The sequence below is a fragment of the Nocardioides sp. Iso805N genome, from assembly GCF_000364605.1.
Classification (GTDB): domain Bacteria; phylum Actinomycetota; class Actinomycetes; order Propionibacteriales; family Nocardioidaceae; genus Nocardioides.
Genome location: NZ_KB822576.1, coordinates 273,920 through 299,250, shown reverse-complemented (window position 1 = coordinate 299,250; position 25,331 = coordinate 273,920). Strand labels below are relative to the sequence as shown.

Below are 25,331 nucleotides of genomic sequence, written 5' to 3'. Positions count from 1 at the left end.
CCGTGTGCCAGGAGGGCCGGAGCCTTTGCCACGTCGCAGCGGAGGCATGTCTGCACGCTTGCAGCGGTCGCGGTCTGTGTGGTGCCCCGAGTCGGATTCGAACCGACACTGTATGTGGTTTGAGCACACTCTCTCTGCCGTTGGAGTACCGGGGCCAACGCTCGCACAACCTACCGGAACACCGCGGCCGACGCCGACTCAGGGAGTCCCGCTAATCTTTCGCTCGTGACCGAGAGCCCGAGCACTGCCCGCCGCGTCGTCATCGCCGAGGACGAGGTCCTGATCCGGATGGACCTCAAGGAGATGCTGACCGACGAGGGGTACGACGTCGTCGGCGAGGCCGGCGATGGCCAGGAGGCGATCCGCCTCGCCGAGGAGCTGCGGCCGGACCTGGTCATCCTCGACGTGAAGATGCCGATCCTCGACGGCATCGCCGCCGCCGAGCAGGTGGCCCGCCAGCGGATCGCACCGGTGGTGATGTTGACAGCGTTCTCGCAGCGAGACCTGGTCGAGCGGGCCCGCGACGCCGGTGCGATGGCCTATCTGGTCAAGCCGTTCAACCCCAGCGACCTGGTCCCGGCGATCGAGCTGGCCGTCAGTCGCTTCCAGGAGCTCGCCCAGCTCGAGGCCGAGGTCGCCGGGCTGACGGAGCGGCTGGAGACGCGCAAGGTGATCGACCGCGCGAAGAGCGTGCTGCAGGAGCAGCTCAGCCTCACCGAGTCCGAGTCGTTCCGTTGGATCCAGAAGACGGCGATGGACCTGCGGCTCTCGATGCGTCAGGTCGCCGACGGTGTCCTCGAGCACGGCCCGCGCGCTGCGGGCAGTGCTGCGCCCGAGTAAACGTCACGACCGTCGTGCGCCGTCGTATGAGTCGCGCAGGTAACGCTTCAGCCTCGTAATGACGCGTTTTTGTGACTTGGGTCGCACGCAGGTCCACGCTGTGGGTACATTCGCCCGATCACGTCCCAGTGAAACAGTGGAGGACCTACCCATGACGGGAACCAAGAAGACCGCGCGCGTGTTCGCGCTGGCCGGTGTCGCTGCGCTCGCCCTGAGCGCTTGTGGCACCACCGGAGGCAACAACAGCGCGAACGCCGGCTCCGGCAACTCTTCCGGCAGCGGCTCATGCGGTCACTACGAGATCGCCTACATGGGGGCGCTCACCGGCCCGAACGGCGCTCTCGGCCAGAACATGCTCGGCGGCATCAACACCGCGTTGTCGGAGTACAACGCCAAGCACGCGGATTGCAAGGTGACTGTCAAGACCTTCGACTCCCAGGGCGACCCGGACCAGGCGAGCAAGCTCGCGCTGAACGTCGTCAACGACACCAAGGTCGTGGGCCTGATCGGTCCCGGCTTCTCGGGTGAGTCGAAGGCCACCGGCAAGACGTTCTTCAGCGCCGGTCTGCCGTCGATCTCCCCGTCGGCGACCGAGGTCGACCTGACGGAGCAGGGCTGGACCACCTGGCACCGTGTCATCGGAAACGACTCGGCCCAGGGCGCCGCCGACGCGAAGTACCTGACGGGCAAGAAGGTCTTCGTCGTCGATGACGCCTCGGTCTACGGCAAGGGACTGGCGGACGTCGTCCGCAAGGGCCTCAAGCCGGTCGGCAACGACGAGGTCCAGACGGGTCAGACGGACTTCTCCGCGACCGTGACCAAGATCAAGGGCTCCGGCGCCGACGCCGTCTTCTACGGCGGCTACTACGCCGAGTCGGGCCTCCTGGTCAAGCAGCTGCGCCAGGCTGGCTGGAAGGGCCTGTTCATGTCCGGTGACGGCTCCGAGGACCCGGCGTTCGTCAAGGTCGCCGGCTCGCAGGCCGCCGAGGGTGCTGTCCTCTCGGCCCCGGCTGCTCCGGCCCCGGCCGACTTCGGCACCAAGTACGCCTCGGCCAACCCGGGCAAGACCGCGGGCCTGTACTCCACCCAGTCCTACGACGCGGCGAACATCTTCCTCGCCGGCATCGACGCGGGGGACACCTCGCTGTCGAAGATGAATGACTTCGTGACCAACTACTCGGGCACCGGCGTGAGCGGTCCGATCAAGTTCGACTCCAAGGGCGACATCCAGACGTCGACGATCTACGCCTACAGCGTCAAGAACGGCCAGCTCGACACGGCCAACCCGGCACCTATCAAGTGATCCGCTGAGGCACCGCGACGGGTCCGCGGCCGAGGCTCATCAGCCGCGGCCGCGGACCCGCCACCGCGTGTGCCTGCCCGTCAACTGCAGCAGAGTGGAGAGACCTCACCTGTGCATACCTTCACGCACCAATTCTTCGAGCTGACGATCACCGGTCTCGTACTAGGTTCGATCTACGCCCTCGTCGCCCTCGGCTACACGATGGTCTACGGCGTCCTTCAGCTCATCAACTTCGCACACTCCGAAGTGTTCATGTACGGCACCTTCGCAACTGCCTGGGTCTTCGTCTTCTTCGACCAGACCGGCGTCAATAGCATCGGCGGCGAGATCGGCTTCCTGCTCATCGCCCTGGTCGTGGCGATGCTGGTCTCCGGCGGCGTCGCCCTGCTCCTCGAACGCGTGGCCTACCGGCCGTTGATCAAGAAGAACGCGCCGAAGCTGATCGCGCTCATCTCCGCTATCGGCGCGTCGTTCGTGCTATCGGAGGCGATGGGGCTGCGCGACCGGATCGCGGCGTGGTTCGGCCTCGAGGACAATCTGGGCAACTACGTGGGGAACGCCCGCAACAACTACACCATGCCCGTGCAGATCAATCCCAAGGGCTTGTTCACCATCGGTGACTACACGGTGACCGACATCGATGTGATCACGATCGTCGCGGCGCTCGGCATGATGTTCGCGCTGCAGGTCTTCGTCAGCCGGACCCGCTTCGGCCGCGGCATCCGTGCCGTCGCCCAGGACCCGGAGTCGGCGGCCCTGATGGGGGTGAACTCCACCCGAGTCATCCAGCTCACCTTCTTCCTCGGCGGCCTGATGGCCGGCGCCGCGGCGACGCTCTACATGCTGCGCATCGGTAGCACGCGCAACGATGCAGGCTTCATCTTCGGTGTCAAGGCGTTCACCGCAGCCGTCATGGGCGGCATCGGCAACCTTCGCGGTGCTCTCCTCGGCGGTCTGATCCTCGGCGTGGCCGAGAACTGGGGATCGGCGTTCCTCGGCAGCCAGTGGAAGGACGTCGTCGCCTTCGTGCTCCTCGTCGTGATCCTGCTGATCCGGCCGCAGGGCCTGCTCGGCGAGTCCCTCGGGAAGGCACGCGCATGAATCGCTACTACGACTTCGCCCCGTCCGGTCTCAGTAGGGGCTGGAGTGCCTTCAGGGGCTGGCTCGGTGGGCTCCTTGACAACAAGCCGACGAGGGTGGCCCTCATCGCTGTCGGCATCGTCTTCGTCTACGCGCTCCCATTGCTCAATCTGCCCGTCATCACGACCTCGGGTGTCGACTTCGGCGGCGTGATGTTCGATGCAGCGGCGTACGCCTTGATCGCCGTCGGTCTCAACATCGTGATCGGATACGCCGGGCTGCTCGACCTGGGGTACGTCGGCTTCTATGCCATCGGCGCCTACACCACCGGCATCTTGACGACGTACCACTTCCACTGGCCGTTCCTGCTCGCACTGCCGGTGGCCATCGCTGTCACCATGCTCAGCGGTCTGATCCTGGGCGCGCCGACCCTGCGTGTGCGCGGTGACTATCTGGCGATCGTCACGCTGGGTTTCGGTGAGATCATCCGGCTCGTCATCGTCAACACGCACTGGCTCGGCGCCGCGCAGGGCATCGACAACATCCCTGCCCCACCGAACATCGGCCCCAACGCGCCAGGGCAGGGCGGTGGGCTCTTCCAGGTCCCGCACCTGTCCTGGGGCACCTTCCCGAACATCATCGACGTGGGCCACAAGACGCCGTTCCTGAAGTTCGGCCCGATCGACGCGATCCCGTTCTACTGGATGATCGTGACCGCGTTCTTCATCGTGATCATCGCTGACATCCTGGTGAAGAACAGTCGCGTGGGCCGGGCGTGGGAGGCGACTCGTGAGGACGAGGACGCTGCTGAGCTGATGGGCGTGCCGACCTTCAAGTTCAAGCTGCTCGCCTTCGCCCTCGGGGCTGCCGTCGGCGGGTTGTCAGGGGCGTTCTACGCCACCCGCAACGGCTTCATCTCACCGGCGACGTTCCTGCTGCTGCTCTCCGAGCTCTTCGTCGCCGCCGTCATCGTCGGCGGTGCCGGCAACCGTTGGGGCGCCGCCTTCGGCGGCGTGCTGGTGGCCTACCTGCCCGACCGCTTCCGGAGCTTCTCGGACTGGCGCATGCTCGTGTTCGGACTGGCGCTCATGGCCCTCGCCATCTGGCGACCCCAGGGCATCTTCCCGCCACGACGCACCCGTCGGGCCTTGGCCGCCGAGGCCCAGATCGAGGAACTGGAAGGAGAGGCAGTCGATGTCTGAGGAGACCACCGACACCCGCAGGGCACTGCTCGAGGTCGACGACGTCACCATCAAGTTCGGTGGACTCACCGCGTTGGACGGAGTCACCTTCGACATCAAGGAGGGGGAGATCCTCGGTCTGATCGGGCCGAACGGTGCCGGCAAGACCACCTGCTTCAACGTGATGACGGGCGTCTACCAGGCGACGAGCGGTCAGGTCCGCTTCGCCGGGAGCCCGCTGGCGAAGATGCAGCGGCATCAGATCACCAAGCTGGGCATCGCGCGCACCTTCCAGAACATCCGGCTCTTCAAGACCATGACGGCCCTCGAGAACGTCATGGTGGGGGCGGATGCGCACAGCAAGGTCGGGGTCCTCAACGCCCTGTTCCGGACTCCGCGGCATCGACGTACGGAGTCGGCGGCGATCGAGGAGGCCCGCGAGCTGTTGAAGTTCGTCGGCGTCGGCGGTCGCGCGGACGAGCTGGCGGCCAACCTCTCCTATGGCGACCAGCGCCGGCTCGAGATCGCGCGGGCACTGGCCACGAAGCCGAAGCTGCTCTGCCTCGACGAGCCCGCGGCGGGGTTCAACCCCGCGGAGAAGCAGCGACTGATGGAGCTGATCCGCAAGGTTCGCGACCGGGGCTACACCGTGCTGCTCATCGAGCACGACATGCGGCTCGTCATGGGCGTCACCGATCGGATCGTGGTCTTGGAGTTCGGTCGCAAGATCGCCGAGGGTACGCCGGCCGAGGTGCGGGAGAACCCTGCTGTGATCGCTGCCTATCTGGGCGTGGAGGAGGACGACGACGATGCCGCTTCTTGAGGTGCAGGGCCTGTGTGTGAACTACGGACACATCGAGGCCGTCCGCGACATCACCTTCGATGTGGAGGAGGGTTCGATCTCGACCCTGATCGGAGCCAATGGCGCGGGCAAGACGACGACACTGAAGACGATCTCGGGACTGCGCCCCGTGCGAGCGGGCAAGATCGTCTTCGACGGCCGGGACATCACCGGGCTGCCTCCCTACGAGCGGGTGAAGATGGGGCTGAGCCAGTCACCCGAGGGGCGTGGCATCTTCCCCGGCATGACCGTGCGGGAGAACCTCGAGATGGGCGCCTACGTCCGCACCGATACCAAGACGGCCGCGTACAAGGCCGACCTTGACCGGGTCTTCGAGCTCTTCCCGCGCCTGCTCGAGAGAGTCAGCCAGGTCGCCGGCACGATGTCGGGTGGCGAGCAGCAGATGCTGGCGATGGGACGCGCCCTGATGGCGCGGCCGAAGCTGGTGCTGCTCGACGAGCCTTCCATGGGGCTGGCGCCCAAGCTGATCGCGCAGATCTTCTCGATCATCGACGAGATCAAGGCACAGGGCACCACGGTGCTTCTCGTGGAGCAGAACGCTGCTCAGGCGCTCAAGCGGGCCGACTCCGCCCACATCCTCGAGACCGGCTCCATCGTCCGGTCCGGGACCGGTGCTGAGCTGGCCAAGGACGGCTCGGTGAAGGCCGCCTATCTGGGTGGAGACCTCTGAGAGCAACCCAGCACAGCGCGAGGGCCCCAGCCGATATCGGCTGGGGCCCTCGTCGTACGTCGTGCGCGGGTTTGCTGCTCAGAGCACCTTGGACAGGAACGCCTTGGTGCGATCGTGCTTCGGGTCCGCGAGCACCTCGCGCGGATCGCCCTCCTCGACGATCACGCCGCCGTCCATGAAGACCAGCTTGTCGCCGACCTCGCGGGCGAAGCCCATCTCGTGGGTGACGACCATCATCGTCATGCCCTCGGCGGCGAGTTGCTTCATGATCGCCAGGACGTCGCCCACGAGCTCGGGGTCGAGCGCGGAGGTGGGCTCGTCGAAGAGCATCATGTCGGGATCCATCGACAGTGCCCGCGCGATCGCGACCCGCTGCTGCTGGCCGCCGGAGAGGTGGGCCGGGTAGGCCGACTCCTTCTCCGCCAGGCCGACCTTGGCGAGGTTGGCTCGCGCGACCTCGACGGCCTCGGCCTTGGAACGCCTCTTCGCGGTCCGCTGGGCGATGCAGAGGTTCTGCAGCACCGTCATGTGCGGGAAGAGGTTGAACTGCTGGAAGACCATTCCGATCCGGGCGCGGACCTTGTCCAGGTCCGTCTCGGGATCGGTGATGTCGATGCCCTCGACGAGGATCTGGCCGCTCGTCGGCTCCTCGAGGCGGTTGACGCAGCGCAGCAGCGTCGACTTCCCCGAACCGGAGGGGCCGATCACGCACACGACCTGGCCCGCATCAACCTGGAAGTCGATGCCCTTGAGCACCTCGTTCTCGCCGAAGTACTTGTGCAGGGCGCTCACATGGATCGCTGCTGACGTCGCTTCTACCGTCACGGCACTCACCGAGCCCTCTGCTGACGCTTCTCCAACCACGCCACCAGGCGGGTGAGGGGAAGGGAGATGACCAGGTACAGGATCGCGACCTGGGTGAGGCTTGTCCCGGTGCCCGCTGTGGGACCCGAGGTCAGGAAGTCACGCGCGACGTTCGTCAGCTCCCGCTGACCGGCGGTCGCCCCCACGATCGAGAGCAGCGAGGTGTCCTTGATCAGCAGCACGAACTCGTTCGTCAGCGGCGGGATGATGACCCGGAACGCCTGCGGGATGATGACGTGCGCCATCGTCGCGACGGGCCCCATGCCCAGGGAGCGGGCCGCCTCAGCCTGACCCTTCGGCACCGCTTGCAGCCCGGCGCGCAGGGTCTCGGCCATGTAGGCGCCCGCCACCAGCACCAGGCCCAGAAGGCCTGCGCCGACGGTGCCGCCGGGCACGTGCCAGCCGAACGCGATCGGTACGGCGAAGGCCATCAGCAGGATGGTGACGAGGGCGGGAAGGCCGCGGAAGATCTCGATGTAGACCGTCGCGATCCAGCGGTACGGCGCGACGGGGGAGAGCTTCAGGAGCGCAAGAGCGAGCGCCAGGACGAGGCCGAGCCCGAAGGCGATCGCGGTATAGATCACCGTGTTCTTCAAGCCCGTGAGGATCAGGTCGTGCCAGTTGCCTCCCAGGCCGGGCGCCCAGAAGTTGTCGTGGACCTTCGTCCAGTTGACCGAGGCGGCGAGGAAGACGACGACCACCACCAGGATGGCGTACAAGCCACCCTGGCGGAGTCGCCGCTTGGTTGATCTCTTCACGAGATCACTTGGTGGAGAAGTACTTGTTGTAGATCGTGTCGTACGACCCGTCACTGTGCATCTTGGCCAGGTCCGCGTTGACCGCGGTGATCAGGCCGGTATTGCCCTTCTTCGCGGCCAGGCCGTACTTCTCGCCGGTGTTGTAGGTCTCGACGACCTTGTAGCCGCCGGCCTGCTGGTGGGCGAGGTTGACCGGAAGGTCCTGCAGCAGCGCGTCGACCTGGCCGGCCTTCAGAGCCTGGAACTCCTCTGCGTCGCTGGGGAAGTCGACGATGCTTGCGCCGCTGGCGTGCTGGGTGGCGTAGTCCTTGCCGGTGGTGCCCTTCTGGACGCCGACCTTCTTGCCCTTCAGGTCGGCGATGGAGGTGATCGACGAGCCGTTCGGCACCAGCAGCGACTGCTCGGAGTCGTAGTAGCCGTCGGAGAAGTCCAGGTGCTTGGCGCGGTCGGGGGTGATGGTCAGCGCGGAGGCCACCAGGTCGCAGGTGCCGGCGTTGAGGGTCAGGCCGCTCTGCAGGCCGTCGAAGTCCTCATCGAGGTACTTCAGCTTGAGGCCGAGGTCGCCCGCGATCTTGGAGACGATGTCGACGTCGAAGCCCTTGAAGCCCGACGGAGCGGACTTGTCGAAGTCCTCGAACGGGGCGTAGGGGACGTCGCTGCACACGGTGAGCGTGCCCGAGGAGACCAGCGACAGGTTGGCGGCCGGGCCGCTTGCTGTTGTCGAGGAGGTGTCGGTCGCGGTGTTCGAGGAGCTGCCGCAGGCGGCGAGCATCAGGGTGGCGGCTGCGGCGGTGACGCCGAGCAACGTGCGCTTGATCATGGACGCACACCCTAGACCCGCGGTCGGACTCTGACGCACCGTTGCAGGACGGAGTTTTCACGTTCGTAACAAGGCGTGGCACCGCCGTCCGGCCCCACCGGATCTATGCAGTCTGGGCGACTTCTGTCAAGGGTGTACCGAGCGGGTCTGGCGGCGTACTCTCTGCCGCTGGGAGCCCAACAGTCCGGGGGAGGACGGGAGCGCTCCCAGCACACAAGGGATCCAGCGACTAGTGGGGTGTAGTGGAGTGACGCGCTCAGTCGTGACGTTGCGGGAGGCCGTGGTCGGCGATGCGCTGTTCCTGGCGGAGGTCTGGCACGAGAGCCTGCGCCGTGCGGACCGCCAGGATCAGGTTGCCGACCTCGAGGTCATCATCAAGGCCGCCGCTGTCTCTCCGGAGCAGCGTCTCGTGATCGCCCAGTACGACGGCGAGCCCGTCGGCGCGGTCTTCCTGCGTGCCGCGAGCATGAGTCCGATCAACCTGGAGCCGATCGTGCAGGTGATCGCACCGCACGTGTTGGCCTCGGCACGTCGCAAGGGCGTCGGGCGTGCGCTGATGGAGGAGGCGGTCACCTTCGCCGACGAGCTCGGCGTCGGCCACGTGATGACCGCCGCGTCGTCGACATCGCGCGACGGCAACCGGTTCCTGGCCCGGCTGGGGTTCGGCTCGCACGCGACCTTACGGGTCGCGCCGACCGCGATGCTGCGCGGTCGGCTCACCTCCCGCCTCACCGCCGGTCAGCGGGCGGTGGCCAACCGCGGGCACCTCGGTCAGGTCCTGGCCGCACGGCGCTCGATGCGGCACCCGCGCGGCACCTCGGCCTCGGTCTGAGGCAGACCCCCGGTCCGGGGATCAGCCGATCCGCTCCGGGTCGATCAGCGCACAGGTGATGCGCGCCGTACAGACCCGCTTGCCGCGCTCGTCGGTGACCACCACCTCGAACGTCGCCGACGTCCGACCCAGGTGCGCCGGCGTCGCCACGCCGGTGACGATCCCGCTGGTCGCCGAACGGTGATGGGTGGCGTTGATGTCCACGCCGACGGCGAGCTTGCCCATCGCGTGCGCGTGCATCCCCGCGCCGACGGACCCGAGGGTCTCGGCGAGGGCGATCGAGGCGCCTCCGTGGAGCAACCCGTAAGGCTGGGTGTTGCCCTCGACCGGCATGGTGGCGACCACGCGCTCGGGGCTCGCCTCGAGGAGCTCGACGCCCATCTTGTCGTTGAGTCCACCCATTCCGTGCGGCATGGAGTCGATGAAGGCGCGCATCTGCTCGGCGCTGTTCCCGGTCGTCCCGGTCGTCTCGGTGCTCTCCGCGTTCGTCATGCCAGCATGGTGGCAGAACGCGCCGTCCGAAGATGTCGGCGGTGTCGTCTAGGCTCCTGCTGTGCCGAGCCAGATCGCCTCTCCCGCCCGTCCGCGCCTGCTCCTGCTCGACGGCCACTCCTTGGCCTACCGAGCGTTCTTCGCGCTGCCGGTGGAGAATTTCTCGACGACGACCGGCCAGTACACCAACGCCGTCTACGGCTTCACCTCGATGCTCATCAACGTGCTGCGCGACGAGCAGCCGACGCACGTGGCGGTCGCCTTCGACGTCTCGCGGCAGACCTTCCGGCTGGAGCAGTACAGCGAGTACAAGGCGAAGCGGAACAAGACGCCTGACGAGTTCAAGAGCCAGCTGCCGCTGATCGAGGACGTCCTGACCGCGCTGCACATCCCGTTCCTGAAGAAGGACGGCTTCGAGGCAGACGACATCATCGCCACGCTCGCGACCCGGGCGCGGGAGCAGGGGATGGACGTCCTCATCCTCACCGGCGACCGCGACTCGCTCCAGCTGGTCCGCGACGAGGTGACGGTTCTCTACCCGATGCGCGGCGTCTCCGACCTGTCCCGGATGACCCCTGAGGCGGTCGAGACCAAGTACGGCGTGACCCCGCAGCGCTATCCCGAGCTGGCGGCACTGGTGGGGGAGGACTCCGACAACCTGCCCGGGGTGCCGGGCGTCGGTCCCAAGACTGCGGCGAAGTGGATCGCCACCTACGACGGCCTCGACAACGTCATCACCCACGCCGACAAGATCTCGGGCAAGGCCGGCGACAACCTGCGGGCCCACCTCGGCGACGTGATCCGCAACCGTCGGCTCAACGCGCTGGTCTGCGATCTGGAGCTGGGCCGGAGCCCGGCAGAGCTGGCCGTGCAGCCGTGGGACCGACAGGAGGTCCACACGCTCTTCGACAGCCTGGAGTTCCGAGTGCTGCGCGATCGCCTCTTCGAGACGCTCACCAGCGAGGAGCAGGTCGAGGAGGGCGGCTTCGAGCTCGACGGTCGTCGCATCGCCGCGGGGGCGGCCGGCGACTTCCTCGACGGCCTCGGCGCCGACCGCGTCGGCCTCTACGTGCGCGGTGCCTGGGGTTCGGGCACCGGCCGGGTGGACGGCATCGCGTTCGCGACCGCGCCGGAGCAGGAGGGCGCCGGTCGTGCGGGATACCTCGACGTCGCCGACCTGACACCTGAGGACGAGACCGCTCTCGCCGGCTGGCTCGCCGATCCGAGCCGCCCCACGGTGCTGCACGACGCGAAGGGCCCGCAGCTCGCGCTGGCCGCCCATGGGTGGGAGCTCGCCGGGCTGGCCAGCGACACCGCCCTGGCCGCTTACCTGGTGCGCCCCGACCAGCGTTCCTATGACCTGGCCGACCTGACGCTGCGCTACCTCAAGCGTGAGCTCAAGCACGAATCGGACGACGGGCAGGGAGCGCTCTTCGACGAGCTCGACGGCGGCGCGGACGACTTGGCGGCCACCGGGATGCTCCATGCCCGCGCGGTGGTCGACCTGGCGCAGGCGCTCGACGTCGAGCTCGAGGGCGCTGGCGGCACCCGTCTGCTCGCCGACCTCGAGCTGCCCCTGCTCGGTCTCCTCGCCCGGATGGAGCAGACGGGCATCGCGATCGACGCCGACCACCTCGAGTCGCTGGAGCGCCACTTCGCAGGCGAGGTCAAGCAGGCCGCCGAGGAGGCCTACTCGGTGATCGGCAAGGAGATCAACCTCGGCTCGCCCAAGCAGCTCCAGGTCGTGCTCTTCGACGAGCTGGACATGCCCAAGACCAAGCGCACCAAGACCGGCTACACCACCGATGCCGATGCGCTGCAGGCGCTCTACGTCAAGACCGAGCACCCGTTCCTCCTCGCCCTGCTGCGCCACCGTGACGTCACCCGGCTGCGGGTGACGATCGAGGGTCTGCTCAAGACGGTGCAACCTGACGGCCGCATCCACACCACGTTCAACCAGACGATCGCGGCAACCGGTCGACTCTCCAGCACCGATCCCAACCTGCAGAACATCCCGATCCGCACCGAGGAGGGCCGCCGGATCCGGGAGGGGTTCGTGGTGGGCCCGGGCTATGAGTCCCTGATGACGGCCGACTACAGCCAGATCGAGATGCGCATCATGGCCGACCTGTCCGGGGACGAGGCGCTGATCGAGGCATTCAAGTCCGGGCACGACTTCCACGCCACCACCGCCTCGCACGTCTTCGGCGTGCCCGCCGAGGAGGTCTCCTCCGAACAGCGCGCCAAGATCAAGGCGATGAACTACGGCCTCGCCTACGGCCTGTCCGCGTTCGGCCTCTCCCAGCAGCTCGGCATCGAGCCGGGAGAGGCGCGCGGCCTGATGGACGAGTACTTCCAAACCTTCGGTGGCATTCGCGACTACCTCGCAGGGGTGGTCGACGAGGCTCGGCGCTCCGGCTTCACCGAGACCATCCTCGGCCGTCGCCGCTATCTGCCCGATCTGACCAGCGACAACCGTCAGCGTCGCGAGATGGCCGAGCGGATGGCCCTCAACGCGCCGATCCAAGGGTCGGCCGCCGACCTGATCAAGGTCGCCATGCTCAACACCCAGGCGGCGCTGGATGCCTCAGGGCTGACGTCCCGGATGCTGCTCCAGGTCCACGACGAGCTCGTGTTCGAGGTCGCGCCCGGCGAGCACGACGCGCTCGAGGTGCTGGTCCGCGAGCAGATGGGCGGCGCCGCTGCCCTCGCCGTACCGCTGGACGTGTCGGTGGGAACGGGCCGTTCTTGGCATGAGGCGGCCCACTAGCGCGACCGGGCGCGCGCTCGCTGCGTGCCGTCGCCCGGCGGCCACTCCGAGCCCTCCGAGCTCAGGCGGTCGCGGCGGGCTTCTCGTCGCGCAGGTTCCGCAGACTGATCACCAGCAGGACGGCGGTCAACACCGCGTCGATCGTCACCACGACCAACAGCAGGTTGGTCACTGAGTTCGTCGTGAGGCCCGCCAGGGTGAGGGCGAGGGCCGCTCCCCAGACCAGGTAGGACGCGCCACGGTGCTGGCGCGCGAGGACGCCGTAGACGAGCATCTGCAGCATCGCGAGCAGCGTGCCGATGACGGCGAACAGCCAGAGCCGGTGCTCCACGGCGGAGTACGACGCACCGCCGACGAAGACCATCGCCAACCCGGAGAGCAGCCACGCGCCCAGCGTCGAGACCACACCGACGATGCCGACGGCGATCAGGCTGCGCATCAGCGTGCTGCGCTGACTGCCCTCGGTCGACATCGACGGGAACGCCACCACCACCACGAACTGCGGCAGGAACAGCACCGCCTTGGTCATGATCAGGCCGCCCGCGTACAGCCCGGCCTGGTGGTGGCTCAAGGTGTTGCGAGCGATCACGATGTCGAGGTTGGAGAGCACGAAGAAAGCCAGCAGCGCGGTCGAGCTGCGCACCGTCTCGACGACGACGTTGCGCAGCGAGTGCTCCTCCGCGCCCGCGGGCGCGGAGTCGGGGCGGGGATGGCGCAGCGCCCACCAGCCCACCAGCACCGGGAGGAACGCCGACAGCGTGACGCCGAGCATCGCCGAGGTCTCGGTAGGACTGATCAGGATGCAGACGATCCCGATCACCAGCCGTGGGATGCCGAGGGCCAGATAGAGCAGCGAGAGCGGCAGCCACCGGCGCTCGCCCTGCAGCATGCCGGCCTGGCCGCCCATCATCGTCAGGGGTACGGCGACGAGCGCGACCAGCAGGGCAGGCACGATGCTGTCGAGCTGCAGCACCTTCCACACCAGCGGCGACGCGATCAGCATGATCGCGCCCACGACGAGGCTGCCGCGCAGGCTGACCGTCTTGATCCGCCGCTCGATGCTGGCGACGTGGTCAGGTTCCGCCGCGATCCGACGCGCCGCGGTGGCCTGCAGGCCGAGCTGCACGACACCGATCACCATGAGGAGCGCCATCAGGCCGGCGACCCCGCCGTACTGCTCGGGACCGAGCCGGTGCGCTGCGGCGATCTGGAAGCCGTACGTCGCGACATTCATGACCACGATCGCGATCGCCAGGCCGCCGCTGCCCTGCAGCAAGGACAGCAGCCTGGAGCGCGCGGAGGGGGTGGCGGTCAAAGTCACGGGCAGAGCCTAGGCCAAGGGAAGACAGGGACACGGGTCGCCGCGGGCAGGTAACGATCTGGCAAACCCAGACCCAACGTGCACAAATCGGCAACGAAAGTCCCGATGAATGTGAAAAGAATGTGACGGACCCTACACTTCGAGCGTTTGCGCCTGTGGGAGGGGTAGACGCTCCGCGTGCACCGGCGTACGCGGACATTTCTGGGAGGAGCACGCGCCATGCGCGCAACTTTGTCGTCCTTGCTGACGGGGGTCTTGCTGACCGTCGCAGTGGTAGTCGTGATCGGGGTGAGCTCCGCTCTCGATCTGGAGATCGAGCCCTACGCGCTTGCCGGCGTACTCGCCGGTGGCATCGTGGCGCTGATCCCTGACCGTTCGGCCTGGTCCCGGCTCGCTGCCTTCGCGATCGGCTTCGTCGCCGTCTGGATCGGGTTCGTGCTGCGTGCCGCCCTCCTGCCTGACACCGAGGGCGGCCGCGCCGCCGGTGCTGTCGTCACCCTGCTGATCTGCCTGGTCGCGGTCGCGCTCGGGCGCTCCCGGCTGCCACTGTCGGCGATGCTGCTGGGCGTCGCTCTGTTCAGCGCCGCGTACGAGGCGGCCTTCGTGGCCAACGAGCCCGAGGTCGCCTCGACCTCGCTCGACGCTGCCACCGCACTCATCTTCGCTGTCGCGGTCGGCTTCGCGGTCGCGGTCGTCGCCTCCGGCCGGCGTGTGCCGGCGGAGAGCCGCGAGGCGGCGACGGACGACGCCCCGGGCGTACCGCTGCGGTCGACCCGACCCCGCCGCCGCGAGCTGACCGACACCGCCGCCACCAACACCGAGGTGACCCGATGAACCGCACCATCCTCGTCCGGCCGTTGGCCGTCGCCGCCGTCCTGGCCGCTGGACTGGTCGGCACGGGAGCCGCCAGCGCCGCGACCGGCACGGCCTCGGGCGTCGACGTGACCAACACCGAGACCGTGCAGGTCTACGTCAGCCCGGACGGCAAGCTCGGCGACCAGCACATCTACGAGCAACTCGTGCTGACCGGTCACGGCAAGGCCGACCTGGCCAACCCGATCACGACGACCGGGCTGCGCAACCTGGACGGCTTCTCGGGCGTCGACGTCAAGGACGGCAAGCAGGTCGTCGACACCACCGTCGACGGCGAGAAGCAGCTGCGTACCGTCAGCGACTACCACGGCGACCTGCCGCTGAAGCTGTCCGTCTCCTACAAGCTCGACGGCAAGCCGGTCAAGGCCGCCGACATCGTCGGCAAGTCAGGCCACCTCGACGTCTCGTACACGATCGAGAACGTGAGTGGGAAGCCCACCCAGCTGACCTTCGCCGACGGCAAGGGCGGCACCGTCACCAAGACGGTGAACGTGCCGATCCCGATGGTCGCGAGCATGAGCACCACCACCCCGGACAACTTCCGCAACGTCTCCTCCAAGGAGGCCAGCATGGGTGGCGACGGGCACGGCGGCACGATGATGCAGTTCACCCTGACCCTGCTGCCGCCGGTCGGTCCGGCCACCTCCACCTTCGGCTACAGCGCCGACATCACCGACGGCGTCGTGCCCCGGGCGGAGATCAGTGCTCTGCCGGTCGACCCGCTGGGTAGCCCGACCTTCGCCAGCGCGGCTTCGAGCTACAAGGGCGGCGCCGACACGGGCGTCGAGCTCACGAGCGGCGCGCTGAAGATGGACGCCGGCCTGGTCAAGCTCCAAGGTGGCGCCTCCGACCTGGTCGCGGGCCTGATCAAGCTGCACGACGGCGCGGGCCAGCTCAGCACCGGCCTGACCGCGACCGCCGTGCCCGGCGCCGCCAAGCTCGCCGACGGCACCTCGCAGCTCGACGCCGGCGGCAAGAAGCTCAAGGACGGCGCTGGTCAGCTCAACGACGGCCTGCACCAGCTCAAGTCGAAGGCGCCTCAGCTCGCCGACGGCGTGAGCCAGATCTACGGTGGCCAGAAGGCGCTCGCCGAGGGCCTGCGGCAGCTCTACGTCGGCGTCGAGGGTCTGCCCTCGCAGGTGCGCGACCAGGTCAACGCCGACCCGGACTACAAGTTCTTGACCGGAACCCTGTTTCCGCGGCTGCTCAATATCAATGCGAACGGCAAGAGCACGCTGACGTCCGTGCGGGCAGACATGGAGGCACTGTCGTCGATCACGGGTCTGAGCGGAGGCGACCAGGCCAAGGTGGACAAGGTCACGTCCGATGCCGCGGCGCATGGCTCGCTGGCGGACCTTGCGGACGATCTGGACTCCAGCTCGTCCGTCGTCAACACGATCGCGTCGCAGCTTCCCGTCATGGTCGACAAGATCACTGCCGGCATCAAGGCCCAGCTCACGGCGGCCATCGGTACACCGACCAAGGGCTGCGACCCGACCGCGACGCTGCGATGCGGTGCGTCGGCGCTCGTCGACGGCGGCAAGCAGCTCGACGAGGCGGTTCCGCAGCTGCGCTCGGGCGTCAACCAGCTCGCGGCCGGCAGCACGAAGCTGGCGGCGGGTGCCGGCACGCTCAGCGACGGTCTTGGCCAGGCCAACTCCGGTGCGCACCAGCTGGCCGACGGGCTCGGCACCGCCGCCGACGGCGCCGGCCAGATCAACGACGGTCTCGGCACGGCCTCGGACGGTGCCCCGCAGATCGTGTCCGGAGCCAAGAAGCTCTCGGTCAAGGGCAGCCAGAAGATCGCCGCGGCGGGCGAGGACACCGCGCAGAGCTACGGCGAGATGTACGCCGAGCTCGTCGCGGAGGCCAAGCGCGCCAACACCGGTGCGATGGCAGTCGGCGCACCTCAGGGCGCGACCGCACTGACGGCGTACGACTTCGTGATCACCGGTGCGGACGGCCAGGACAGCCGCAACGTCACCCGTTCCTTGCTCGCCGGCGGCCTGCTGGTCGTCGCGGCCGGCGGGGTGTTGCTGCGGCGTCGCTTCCGGGCCTGACCCGGGCTCCCGCGAGGGAGTAACACGACGTTGCGAGGGGGTAGCGGCCTGTCCAGACAGGCTGCTACCCCCTAGCAACGTCGTGTTACTCCCACGAGCAGCGTGTTACTCCAGCGCCGGCCGGCTCAGTCGAGGTTCGCCGCGAAGATCGCCGTGCCGGGGGTGAGCAGCCCGCGCACCCGCGACCAACCGCCCCAGACCCGGTCGTGATCCTCGGGCCACTGCGGCTCGACCAGATCGGTGATCCGGAAGCCGGCACCGGCAAGCAGCGCCACCCAGTCACCGAGGGTGCGGTGGTGCTCCACGTAGGTGGTCAGACCGGTCGCGTCGTCGACCTCGACGTACGGCGTCCGGTCCCAGTAGGACTGCGAGGCGACCAGGCCGTCCTCGCCCGGGTCGTCGGGGAACATCCAGCGCGTCGGGTGGGTGATGGAGAAAGCGAACCGACCGCCGCGGCGCAGCACGCGCGCGACCTCGGCCACAGCGACATCGATGTCTCTGATGAACTGCAGTGCGCCGAAGGAGCAGAACACCACGTCGAAGGATGCCGCAGCGAACGGCAGGTCGGTGGCCGTCGCCTGCACGGCAGGTACGACGATGCCGGTCGAGTCGTCGATGCGCCGGGAATGCTGCAACTGCCGATGGGAGAGGTCCAGGCCGATCGCGCGGCCCCCTTGCGATCTGACCCACCGCGAGCACTGGCAGGCCCCCGAGCCCAGCTCCAGCACGTCCTTGCCGCCCACGTCGCCGAGGACCCGGAGCTCCGCCTCGCCGATGCCCTCGGGGCCCCAGACGAATCCGGTGTCCCCGAGGAAGGTGCCGTGGGTGTCTTGGTACTCGTCGGCGTAGCGGTCCCAGTCGGGGCCGTTGGCGCGGCGGGACTCGTCCTCGTTGACAGGGCGGCGCTCGGCTCGCACGGGCGTGGGCGCGGGCCAGACGATGGGTTGCTCCACGCAGCCTGACTCTACCGGCGCTCGGGTGGCGAAGTGGGCGCGACGGCGTCGAGCGGCTGCAGTTGGACGTCATCCCTGCCCGCGTCGTACCCTGATAAAGCGTGTGGAGTCTGCCCAGGTCCCAGACCTAGCGGATCCAGGCTCGCTATTGATGCCGCGGTCGCTGACTGACCGGCGGTGCACCAACAAGTCGGTAGTGAAACAAGGTCTCCTGCGCGCCCGCACGACTATCTGCCCACCCAAGGACAATCCTTCAATATGACGACCATCTCCCTTCCGGACTACGACGCTCCGCAGGTCGCGATCAACGACATCGGGTCCGAAGAGGCCTTCCTCGCCGCCATCGACGAGACCATCAAGTACTTCAACGACGGCGACATCGTCGACGGCACCATCGTCAAGGTGGACCGCGACGAGGTTCTGCTCGACATCGGCTACAAGACCGAGGGCGTCATCCCCTCGCGTGAGCTGTCGATCAAGCACGACGTCGACCCCTCCGAGGTTGTCGCGGTCGGCGACAAGGTCGAGGCTCTCGTCCTCCAGAAGGAGGACAAGGAGGGTCGTCTGATCCTGTCCAAGAAGCGCGCTCAGTACGAGCGTGCCTGGGGCACCATCGAGCAGATCAAGGACGAGGACGGCGTCGTCGAGGGCACCGTCATCGAGGTCGTCAAGGGCGGCCTCATCCTGGACATCGGTCTGCGCGGCTTCCTCCCGGCCTCGCTCGTGGAGATGCGTCGCGTGCGCGACCTGCAGCCCTACGTCGGCCAGACCCTCGAGGCCAAGATCATCGAGCTCGACAAGAACCGCAACAACGTGGTCCTGTCGCGCCGTGCCTGGCTCGAGCAGACCCAGTCCGAGGTTCGCCACGGCTTCCTGACCCAGCTCCAGAAGGGTCAGATCCGCAAGGGTGTCGTCTCCTCGATCGTCAACTTCGGTGCGTTCGTCGACCTCGGCGGCGTCGACGGTCTGGTCCACGTCTCCGAGCTGTCCTGGAAGCACATCGACCACCCGTCCGAGGTCGTCACCGTGGGCGACGAGGTCACCGTCGAGGTTCTCGACGTGGACATGGACCGCGAGCGTGTCTCCCTGTCGCTGAAGGCGACCCAGGAGGACCCGTGGCAGCACTTCGCCCGCACCCACCAGATCGGTCAGATCGTCCCGGGCAAGGTCACCAAGCTGGTGCCGTTCGGCTCGTTCGTCCGCGTCGAGGAGGGCATCGAGGGCCTGGTCCACATCTCGGAGCTGGCCGAGCGCCACGTCGAGATCCCGGAGCAGGTCGTCCAGGTCAACGACGACGTCATGGTCAAGATCATCGACATCGACCTCGAGCGTCGCCGGATCTCGCTGTCCCTCAAGCAGGCCAACGAGACCACGGCTGCCGCCGATGTGGAGGAGTTCGACCCGACCCTCTACGGCATGGCCGCGACCTACGACGAGCAGGGCAACTACATCTACCCGGAGGGCTTCGACCCGGAGACCGGCGAGTGGCTCGAGGGCTTCGACGACCAGCGCGCCACCTGGGAGGAGCAGTACGCCAAGGCTCACGCCCGCTGGGAGGCTCACGTCAAGCAGCAGGCCGAGGCCAAGCAGGCCGAGGCCGAGGCTGGCGAGGCCACCTCGTACTCGTCGGCTGCTCCGGTCGAGGAGACCGGCGGCTCGCTCGCCTCGGACGAGGCGCTGCAGGCTCTGCGCGAGAAGCTCACCGGCAACAACTGATCCGACCACGTACTCGGCAACAGCTGGGTAAGTGATCGAAGGCCCGGCCCCCGATGGGGGCCGGGCCTTCGTGCGTTCTCCGCAGGGACAGGTCAGTCGAACCAGGCCGGCCGGCGCCGGGTCGAGAACCGGTCGTGGGTGGCCCAGGCGCTCAACCACGCCAGGGCGATCAGCAGGAGTAGCAAGGCGATGATGGTCATGGCATAAATCGTGCGCCCATCCAGATCCGGTCACGAGTGGCAGATATGACACCCTTGCGCGATTTACTGCCATGTGGCACGCTCGACGGGTGCTGAGCAACGTCGCAGTCATCATCTTCGACGGCCTGAACCCGTTCGAGTTCGGCTCGGCCTGCGAGGCCTTCGGTCTGGACCGCAGGGATCACGGGGTGCCGTTGCTGGACTTCGCGGTCTGTGCTCCGCGGGTCGGATCGGTGCGGACCAGGCTGGGTTTCGGCATCACCGCCGACCACGACCTGGGCCGCGTCGCCGAGGCAGACCTCGTTGCTGTGCCGGCCACGGGCCGCGGGCCCGAGGTGCCGCGCGAGGTCGTCGCGGCGCTGCAGGCGGCGTACGAGCGGGGGGCGCGGTTGCTGAGCTACTGCTCGGCGGCGTTCACGCTGGGCGAGGCCGGTCTCCTCGATGGGCGCGAGTGCACCACCCACTGGATGCACACCGACGAGCTCTCCGAGCGCTATCCGGAGGCCAAGGTGGTGCCTGAGGTGCTCTATGTCGACTCAGGTCAGGTCGTCACCAGCGCCGGCACCGCCGCGGGCCTGGACGCGTCGCTGCACATCTGGCGCCAGGAGTACGGCGCGGCAGTCGCCAGCACGATCGCCCGGCGGATGGTGGTGCCGCCGCAGCGCGATGGTGGCCAGGCCCAGTTCATCGCCCGTGCCGTGCCGGAGTGTGACGCGGAGACCCTCGGGCCGCTGCTCGGCTGGATCGCCGCGAACCTGGGCGAGGAGCTCGATGTCGAGACCCTGGCACGCCGCTCGCTGATGTCGCCGCGCACCTTCGCCCGACGCTTCCGAGCCGAGACCGGGGCGACGCCGCATGCCTGGGTGACCCGGCAGCGGCTGCTGCGCGCCGAGGAGCTGCTCGAGCAGTCCGACCGCTCGGTGGAGTGGATCGCCCGGGAGGTCGGGTTCGGGAACGCCGCCACGCTGCGGCACCACTTCCTGAAGGCCCGCGGGATCAGCCCGCAGGCCTACCGGCGCTCGTTCGCCTGCTGAGCGGTCGACGTGCCCCGTAGGAAGCGGTGGGCGACTCGCCGGATCAGCCACCGTTTCGTACGGGACGCGCGGACGGGGGCCGGAGCACTCAAGCAGCCTGCTGCAGCCCGCCCCGGACCAGCTCGGCATACTCGCCGCCGGCCAGCAGCAGTTCCTCATGGGTGCCCAGCTCCACGATCCGGCCGTGGTCCAGCACCGCGATCATGTCGGCGTTGCGCACCGTGCTGAGTCGGTGAGCGATCGTGATGGTGGTCCGGCCCGCGGCAAGCTGGTCGAGGGCGGCCTGCACCTCCCGCTCGGTGGTGTTGTCCAGCGCGCTGGTGGCCTCGTCGAGCACCAGCACGCGCGGGTCTCGCAGCAGGGTGCGGGCGATGGCCAGGCGCTGCTTCTCGCCGCCGGAGAACCGGTGACCGCGGGAGCCGACCATGGTGTCGTAGCCATCGGGCAGGTCGGCGATCAGCTCGTGGATCCGGGCGGCTCGCGCGGCGGCCTCGATCTCGGCGTCGGTCGCCGCGGGACGGGCGTGGCGCAGGTTCTCCCGCACGGTGGCGTGCAGCAGATAGGTCTCCTGGGTCACCACCCCGACGGCGTCCGCGACATCGGCGAGGGTGAGATCGCGCAGGTCGACGCCATCGAGCAGCACGCGGCCGGCGGTGGGATCGTGCAGTCGTGCCACCAGCCCGGCCAGGGTGGACTTGCCGCTGCCGGTGGCACCGACCAGGGCGAGGCTTCCTCCTGCGGGTACGGCCAGGGTGATGTCGTGCAGCACCGGTGTCTCGTCGTACCCGAACTGGACCTGGTCGAAGGTGATCTCGCCTCGAACCTTGGCGAGCGCTACGGGAGCGGCCGGGTCATCGATCTCGATCGGGAGGTCGAGGTAGGTGAAGATCCGGCTGAAGAGGGCCAGGCTCGAGGTCACATCGACGCCGACGTTGAGCAGGCCCATCAGCGGGCGGAAGAGCGAGCCCTGCAGGGACACGAAGGCGACCAGGGTGCCGATCGTCATCCCGCCGCTGGTGGCCGGGAAGCCGGCGGCCAGATAGAGCGCAGCGGGTACGGCGGCGAACACGATCTGCATCCATGCCATCCGCCAGCGGCCGGCGAGGCTGGAGCGGACCTCCAGGTCGACAAGGTCGCGGCTGGTCTCCTCGAACCGCTGTGCGAGCGCGGGCGCGGCGCCCAGTGTCTTGGTGAGCAGGATGCCGCTGACCGACAGGCCTTCTTCGATCTGGACGTGGAGGTCGGCCATGGTGGCCTGGCGCTCGCTGGTGACGGCGTATCGCATCCGCGCGACCGTGCGGGTGGTCAGCACCGCCGGCGGCAGCACCACCAGACTGATCAGGGCTAGCCGCCAGTCCATCGCCAGCATCGCCACGATGGTGCCGATCACGACGGTGACGTTGGCGGCGATCGAGGTCGCGGTGCTGGTGACGACCGCCTGCATCGAGCCGATGTCGTTGATGATCCGCGACTGGATCTCGCCTCCGCGGGTGCGGGTGAAGAAGCCGACCGACTGACGCTGCAGGTGAGCGAAGAGCTCGCTGCGCAGCCGGTGCATCACCTGTTGGCCGACGCGGGTGGAGAGCAGGGTCTGGCCGACGCCGAGCGCGGCGTTGAGAATCGCCACGCCCACCATCGCCGCCACACAGCCGATCAGGAGGGTGTGGTCGTGACGGGGGAGTGCCTGGTCGATGATGTCGCGGACCAGGAACGGCTGAGCCAGCCCGATGACAGAGCTGGCCACGATGAGCAGGACGACGACGCCAAGGGTCGCTCGATGTGGGGTGAAGAGTCGACCGATGCGGTGCAGCTCGACAGGGTGCTCCTGGAGCTGGCGCCGATCGGACGCCTTGTTCTTCGGATCGCGGCCGTCGCGGCCGCCGGATGCGCCGATCTGGGCGCTACGACCGGGGGACCCCGATCGCACTGCTGTGATGAAGTCACTCATGCACTCACCTCTTTCGCTGAGGTTACCTCACAATGAGGCTAACGCATGATCGGTAGGATCCATTCCCGTGGAGACCGGTGACCTGCTGATGATGGTGGCACGAGAGCTGCGCCGCGGGATCGGCACAGCGATGGCCCGGTGGGAGATCACCCCAGGACAGGCCCGGGCGCTCCGGGTGCTGTGCGCGGCCGGTTCGCTGCGGCTCTCCGCGCTCGCCGACGAGCTGCGGATCGCTCCTCGCTCGGCCACCGAGGTCGTCGACGCGCTCCAGGGCCGGGGTCTGGTCACCCGCGAGCCCGACCCCGCTGACAGGCGCGCCACCTCGGTGGTGCCTACCAGTGAGGGTCGGCGGGTGTCGGCCCTGCTCGACACGGCCCGTACGGCGCAGGCCGAGCAGCTGCTGGCCCGGCTCGCACCGCCCGACCGTGCGGAGCTGGACCGGATCCTGCGACTGATCATCGACGAGTAGTCTCACCTGCCATGCGCGTGGGACTCACCGGTGGCATCGCCTCGGGCAAGAGCACCGTCTCTGCCCTCCTCGCCGAGCTGGGAGCGGTCGTGATCGACGCCGACCGGCTGGCCCGTGAGGTGGTGGCACCCGGCACTCCGGGGCTGGAGCGGATCGTGGCCGCCTTCGGTCCCGAGGTGCTCACGCCCGCCGGCGAGATGGACCGGCCCAAGGTGGGCGCCCTGGTCTTCGCTGATCCCGAGCTCCTGCGCACGCTGGAGGGGATCATCCACCCGCTGGTGCGTGAGCGCGGCTCCGAGCTGGAGGCCTCGGCGCCCGCCGGCTCGGTGGTCGTGCATGACATCCCGCTGTTGGCCGAAACCGGTCAGGCGGATCGGTTCGATGCGGTGATCGTGGTCGACGTGCCGCAGGCGACCCAGCTCGAGCGGCTCCTGCGGGATCGGGCCATGCCGCGCGAGGACGCGCTCGCGCGGATCGGCGCCCAGGCCTCTCGGGAGGATCGGCGCGCGGTGGCGACGTACGTGATCGAGAACATCGGGACGCGCGAGGACCTTCGGGACAAGGTCGCCGAGGTCTTCGACAGCCTGGTTGCGTCCGGTGGTCGCACGGACCGTCGCTAGGCCGGGGTGGGCGTCGGCTGGGGTGTCTGCCCTCGCCCAGCGGTGAATCGTTTCATCATCGCACGTTAGCGACAGGGGCCGCACCACGCCAAGGGCCGAAAATCATGCGATGGGGTCGTCTTGTTCGGTCGCAGGAAGGCCGTTGACGCTCTTGAAACGATCCAACTAGAATCGCGACGCTTATGTGACCACCGTCATATTCCCCAAGGGTGCCTACTCGGCCGACTACTCGGCGTACTTCGTCCGCAACCTCGCCGAGTACTACCTCTACACCGGCGACACTGACTTCGTGCGCCAGGAGTGGCCGATCGTGGCCAAGGAGCTGGCCTGGAACGCCTCCCAGGTCGACGCCAACGGTCTGATGGCGACCACGAACGACGCCGGTGCCGACTGGGACTACTACGACGGAGCGAAGACCGGCGAGGTCACGGCCTACAACGCGCTCTACTACCAGACCCTGCTCGACGGCGCGAAGCTCGCTGCAGCGGCCGGCCACCCGGAGCTGTCGGCCGGCTACACCACCCAGGCCGCAGCGCTGAAGAACGCCATCAACGCGGCCCTGTTCAACCCCGCGACCGGCGTCTACGACCTGAGCAACAACGTCCGCGGCATCGTTGCGCAGGATGCGAACGTGTTCGCGATCGTCTTCGGCATCGCGCCTGCGAACAAGGTCCCGAGCATCCTCGCCAAGATCAAGGACACCCTCTGGACCGCGCACGGGACGAAGCCGTACTCGAGCAGTGCCTACTCCGACATCATCAGCCCGTTCATCTCCGGCTTCGAGCTCAATGCACGGCTGGCCTCGGACAACACCGCGGACGCGCTGACGCTGCTCTCGAACGAGTGGGGGCCGATGATCGCTCCGGGTGACCTCAACACCGGCACCTTCTGGGAGAACATCACCAAGGATGGCACCCAGGGCTCGGCCAACACCTCGATGGCGCACGGCTGGTCGACCATGCCGACGTCGGCCCTGTCGAATTACGTGCTCGGGATCCAGCCGGTGGACGCCGGCTACAAGACGTGGCTGGTCGAGCCGCACCCCGGCGATCTCGCCTGGACCACCGGGCAGGCGCCGACACCGCATGGCGCGCTGGTCACGAAGTGGAGCCACGACACGACGGCCCGGACCTTCGCCATGCATGTCCAGGCGCCGAGTGGCACCACCGGCACGATCGCGGTGCCGACCTTCGGCGCGGCCGTCGACATCACCGTCAACGGACACGTCGTCTGGAGGCAGGGAGCCGCGGTCGCCGGCGCACAGGGCGTACGGGCGGCCACCCTCGACGGTGCCTACGTCGATCTGCGAGTCGACGCCGGGACCTACGACATCGCCACGGCCCCGGCGGCGCCGACATCGGCACCGGCACCCACGCACAACCGGAACCCGCACGCGGCCCCGGACACCGCGAAGGCTGTCCGCAACAAGGCCACCACCATCGCCGTACTGAAGAACGACACCGATCCCGACCGGGACCGGCTCACCATCGTGAGCGTGAAGCGCCCCAAGCACGGCAAGGCGCGCATCGTCCGCGGCAAACTCGTCTACAAGCCCAGGCGCGGCTATCTGGGGCGAGACGTCTTCACGTACACGATCAGTGACGGCCACGGCGGGTTCGCTACCGCACGGGTGAAGGTGAAGGTCGTCCGACACCGCCGCTGAGT

22 protein-coding genes and 1 tRNA gene are annotated in these 25,331 nt (G+C 68.1%); 15 read left to right on the top strand and 8 right to left on the bottom strand.

Features of this window, described 5'->3' with window-relative positions:
* Nucleotides 1-79: 79 nt before the first annotated feature.
* Nucleotides 80-155, bottom strand: a tRNA-Leu gene (locus H036_RS0105735).
* Between the two features lie 70 nt (nucleotides 156-225).
* On the opposite strand from H036_RS0105735, the gene H036_RS0105730 reads away from it, so the two are divergent.
* From H036_RS0105730 to H036_RS0105705, 6 genes are all read left to right on the top strand, one after another.
* On the top strand, nucleotides 226-840 hold the full coding sequence (locus H036_RS0105730; RefSeq protein ID WP_017933824.1) for an ANTAR domain-containing response regulator: 615 nt from the start codon (nucleotides 226-228) through the stop codon (nucleotides 838-840).
* Nucleotides 841-991: 151 nt separating this feature from the next.
* Nucleotides 992-2,143: a branched-chain amino acid ABC transporter substrate-binding protein gene (locus tag H036_RS0105725; RefSeq protein ID WP_017933823.1), complete on the top strand. Its 1,152-nt coding sequence runs from the start codon at nucleotides 992-994 to the stop codon at nucleotides 2,141-2,143.
* Nucleotides 2,144-2,254: 111 nt separating this feature from the next.
* Entirely contained in the window at nucleotides 2,255-3,244 is a 990-nt protein-coding gene (locus tag H036_RS0105720) for a branched-chain amino acid ABC transporter permease (protein WP_017933822.1), read from the top strand.
* Nucleotides 3,241-4,425: a branched-chain amino acid ABC transporter permease gene (locus H036_RS21960; protein WP_081615459.1), complete on the top strand. Its 1,185-nt coding sequence runs from the start codon at nucleotides 3,241-3,243 to the stop codon at nucleotides 4,423-4,425. The genes H036_RS0105720 and H036_RS21960 overlap by 4 nt, the downstream gene beginning before the upstream one ends.
* A complete protein-coding gene (locus tag H036_RS0105710) occupies nucleotides 4,418-5,227 on the top strand; it encodes an ABC transporter ATP-binding protein (protein WP_017933820.1) in 810 nt (269 codons plus the stop codon). The genes H036_RS21960 and H036_RS0105710 overlap by 8 nt, the downstream gene beginning before the upstream one ends.
* The gene (locus H036_RS0105705; protein WP_026145820.1) at nucleotides 5,214-5,936 is read left to right on the top strand and encodes an ABC transporter ATP-binding protein; all 723 of its coding nucleotides are present in this window, start codon (nucleotides 5,214-5,216) and stop codon (nucleotides 5,934-5,936) included. The genes H036_RS0105710 and H036_RS0105705 overlap by 14 nt, the downstream gene beginning before the upstream one ends.
* Nucleotides 5,937-6,014: 78 nt before the next feature.
* Here H036_RS0105705 and H036_RS0105700 read toward each other — a convergent pair whose 3' ends face one another.
* Genes H036_RS0105700 through H036_RS0105690 form a run of 3 tightly spaced genes read right to left on the bottom strand, consistent with a single transcriptional unit; the run spans nucleotide 6,015 to nucleotide 8,378 of the window.
* On the bottom strand, nucleotides 6,015-6,728 hold the full coding sequence (locus H036_RS0105700) for an amino acid ABC transporter ATP-binding protein (protein ID WP_017933818.1): 714 nt from the start codon (nucleotides 6,726-6,728) through the stop codon (nucleotides 6,015-6,017).
* A 38-nt stretch (nucleotides 6,729-6,766) separates the two neighbouring features.
* Complete coding sequence (locus H036_RS0105695) at nucleotides 6,767-7,558, bottom strand: amino acid ABC transporter permease (RefSeq protein ID WP_026145818.1); 792 nt, start codon at nucleotides 7,556-7,558, stop codon at nucleotides 6,767-6,769.
* Nucleotides 7,559-7,562: 4 nt separating this feature from the next.
* Nucleotides 7,563-8,378: an ABC transporter substrate-binding protein gene (locus H036_RS0105690; protein WP_017933816.1), complete on the bottom strand. Its 816-nt coding sequence runs from the start codon at nucleotides 8,376-8,378 to the stop codon at nucleotides 7,563-7,565.
* A gap of 262 nt (nucleotides 8,379-8,640) precedes the next feature.
* Here H036_RS0105690 and H036_RS0105685 point away from each other — a divergent pair, with 262 nt between their 5' ends.
* On the top strand, nucleotides 8,641-9,210 hold the full coding sequence (locus H036_RS0105685; protein WP_017933815.1) for a GNAT family N-acetyltransferase: 570 nt from the start codon (nucleotides 8,641-8,643) through the stop codon (nucleotides 9,208-9,210).
* A 21-nt stretch (nucleotides 9,211-9,231) separates the two neighbouring features.
* On the opposite strand, the gene H036_RS0105680 is transcribed toward H036_RS0105685, so the two are convergent.
* Nucleotides 9,232-9,702, bottom strand: coding sequence for a hotdog fold thioesterase (locus tag H036_RS0105680; RefSeq protein ID WP_017933814.1), 471 nt, complete (start codon nucleotides 9,700-9,702; stop codon nucleotides 9,232-9,234).
* A 61-nt stretch (nucleotides 9,703-9,763) separates the two neighbouring features.
* Here H036_RS0105680 and polA point away from each other — a divergent pair, with 61 nt between their 5' ends.
* Nucleotides 9,764-12,472, top strand: a complete 2,709-nt coding sequence (gene polA, locus H036_RS0105675) for a DNA polymerase I (RefSeq protein WP_017933813.1) — start codon at nucleotides 9,764-9,766, stop codon at nucleotides 12,470-12,472.
* A gap of 61 nt (nucleotides 12,473-12,533) precedes the next feature.
* Here the strand turns inward: polA and H036_RS0105670 are convergent, their stop codons facing one another.
* Complete coding sequence (locus H036_RS0105670) at nucleotides 12,534-13,793, bottom strand: lipopolysaccharide biosynthesis protein (RefSeq protein WP_017933812.1); 1,260 nt, start codon at nucleotides 13,791-13,793, stop codon at nucleotides 12,534-12,536.
* A 219-nt stretch (nucleotides 13,794-14,012) separates the two neighbouring features.
* Between H036_RS0105670 and H036_RS21955 the strand changes: the two genes are divergently transcribed.
* Entirely contained in the window at nucleotides 14,013-14,627 is a 615-nt protein-coding gene (locus tag H036_RS21955) for a hypothetical protein (RefSeq protein ID WP_157417075.1), read from the top strand.
* On the top strand, nucleotides 14,624-16,726 hold the full coding sequence (locus tag H036_RS0105660) for a hypothetical protein (protein WP_017933810.1): 2,103 nt from the start codon (nucleotides 14,624-14,626) through the stop codon (nucleotides 16,724-16,726). Before H036_RS21955 ends, H036_RS0105660 begins: the two co-directional genes overlap by 4 nt.
* 125 nt (nucleotides 16,727-16,851) lie before the next feature.
* Here the strand turns inward: H036_RS0105660 and H036_RS0105655 are convergent, their stop codons facing one another.
* Complete coding sequence (locus H036_RS0105655) at nucleotides 16,852-17,679, bottom strand: class I SAM-dependent methyltransferase (RefSeq protein ID WP_081615458.1); 828 nt, start codon at nucleotides 17,677-17,679, stop codon at nucleotides 16,852-16,854.
* 258 nt (nucleotides 17,680-17,937) lie between these two features.
* Here H036_RS0105655 and rpsA point away from each other — a divergent pair, with 258 nt between their 5' ends.
* Both rpsA and H036_RS0105640 read left to right on the top strand, forming a co-directional pair.
* The gene (gene rpsA, locus H036_RS0105650; RefSeq protein WP_017933808.1) at nucleotides 17,938-19,395 is read left to right on the top strand and encodes a 30S ribosomal protein S1; all 1,458 of its coding nucleotides are present in this window, start codon (nucleotides 17,938-17,940) and stop codon (nucleotides 19,393-19,395) included.
* Nucleotides 19,396-19,684: 289 nt separating this feature from the next.
* Entirely contained in the window at nucleotides 19,685-20,629 is a 945-nt protein-coding gene (locus H036_RS0105640) for a GlxA family transcriptional regulator (protein WP_026145816.1), read from the top strand.
* Between the two features lie 88 nt (nucleotides 20,630-20,717).
* Here the strand turns inward: H036_RS0105640 and H036_RS0105635 are convergent, their stop codons facing one another.
* Nucleotides 20,718-22,577 carry an ABC transporter ATP-binding protein gene (locus tag H036_RS0105635; protein WP_017933805.1) on the bottom strand — a complete coding sequence of 620 codons (1,860 nt, stop codon included), beginning with the start codon at nucleotides 22,575-22,577 and terminating at the stop codon, nucleotides 20,718-20,720.
* A 67-nt stretch (nucleotides 22,578-22,644) separates the two neighbouring features.
* On the opposite strand from H036_RS0105635, the gene H036_RS0105630 reads away from it, so the two are divergent.
* From H036_RS0105630 to H036_RS0105620, 3 genes are all read left to right on the top strand, one after another.
* On the top strand, nucleotides 22,645-23,046 hold the full coding sequence (locus tag H036_RS0105630) for a MarR family winged helix-turn-helix transcriptional regulator (protein ID WP_017933804.1): 402 nt from the start codon (nucleotides 22,645-22,647) through the stop codon (nucleotides 23,044-23,046).
* A gap of 11 nt (nucleotides 23,047-23,057) precedes the next feature.
* Nucleotides 23,058-23,666 (top strand): dephospho-CoA kinase, encoded by a 609-nt coding sequence (coaE, locus tag H036_RS0105625; RefSeq protein WP_017933803.1) that lies wholly within the window; start codon nucleotides 23,058-23,060, stop codon nucleotides 23,664-23,666.
* Between the two features lie 184 nt (nucleotides 23,667-23,850).
* The gene (locus H036_RS0105620) at nucleotides 23,851-25,329 is read left to right on the top strand and encodes an Ig-like domain-containing protein (RefSeq protein WP_017933802.1); all 1,479 of its coding nucleotides are present in this window, start codon (nucleotides 23,851-23,853) and stop codon (nucleotides 25,327-25,329) included.
* Nucleotides 25,330-25,331 lie beyond the last annotated feature (2 nt).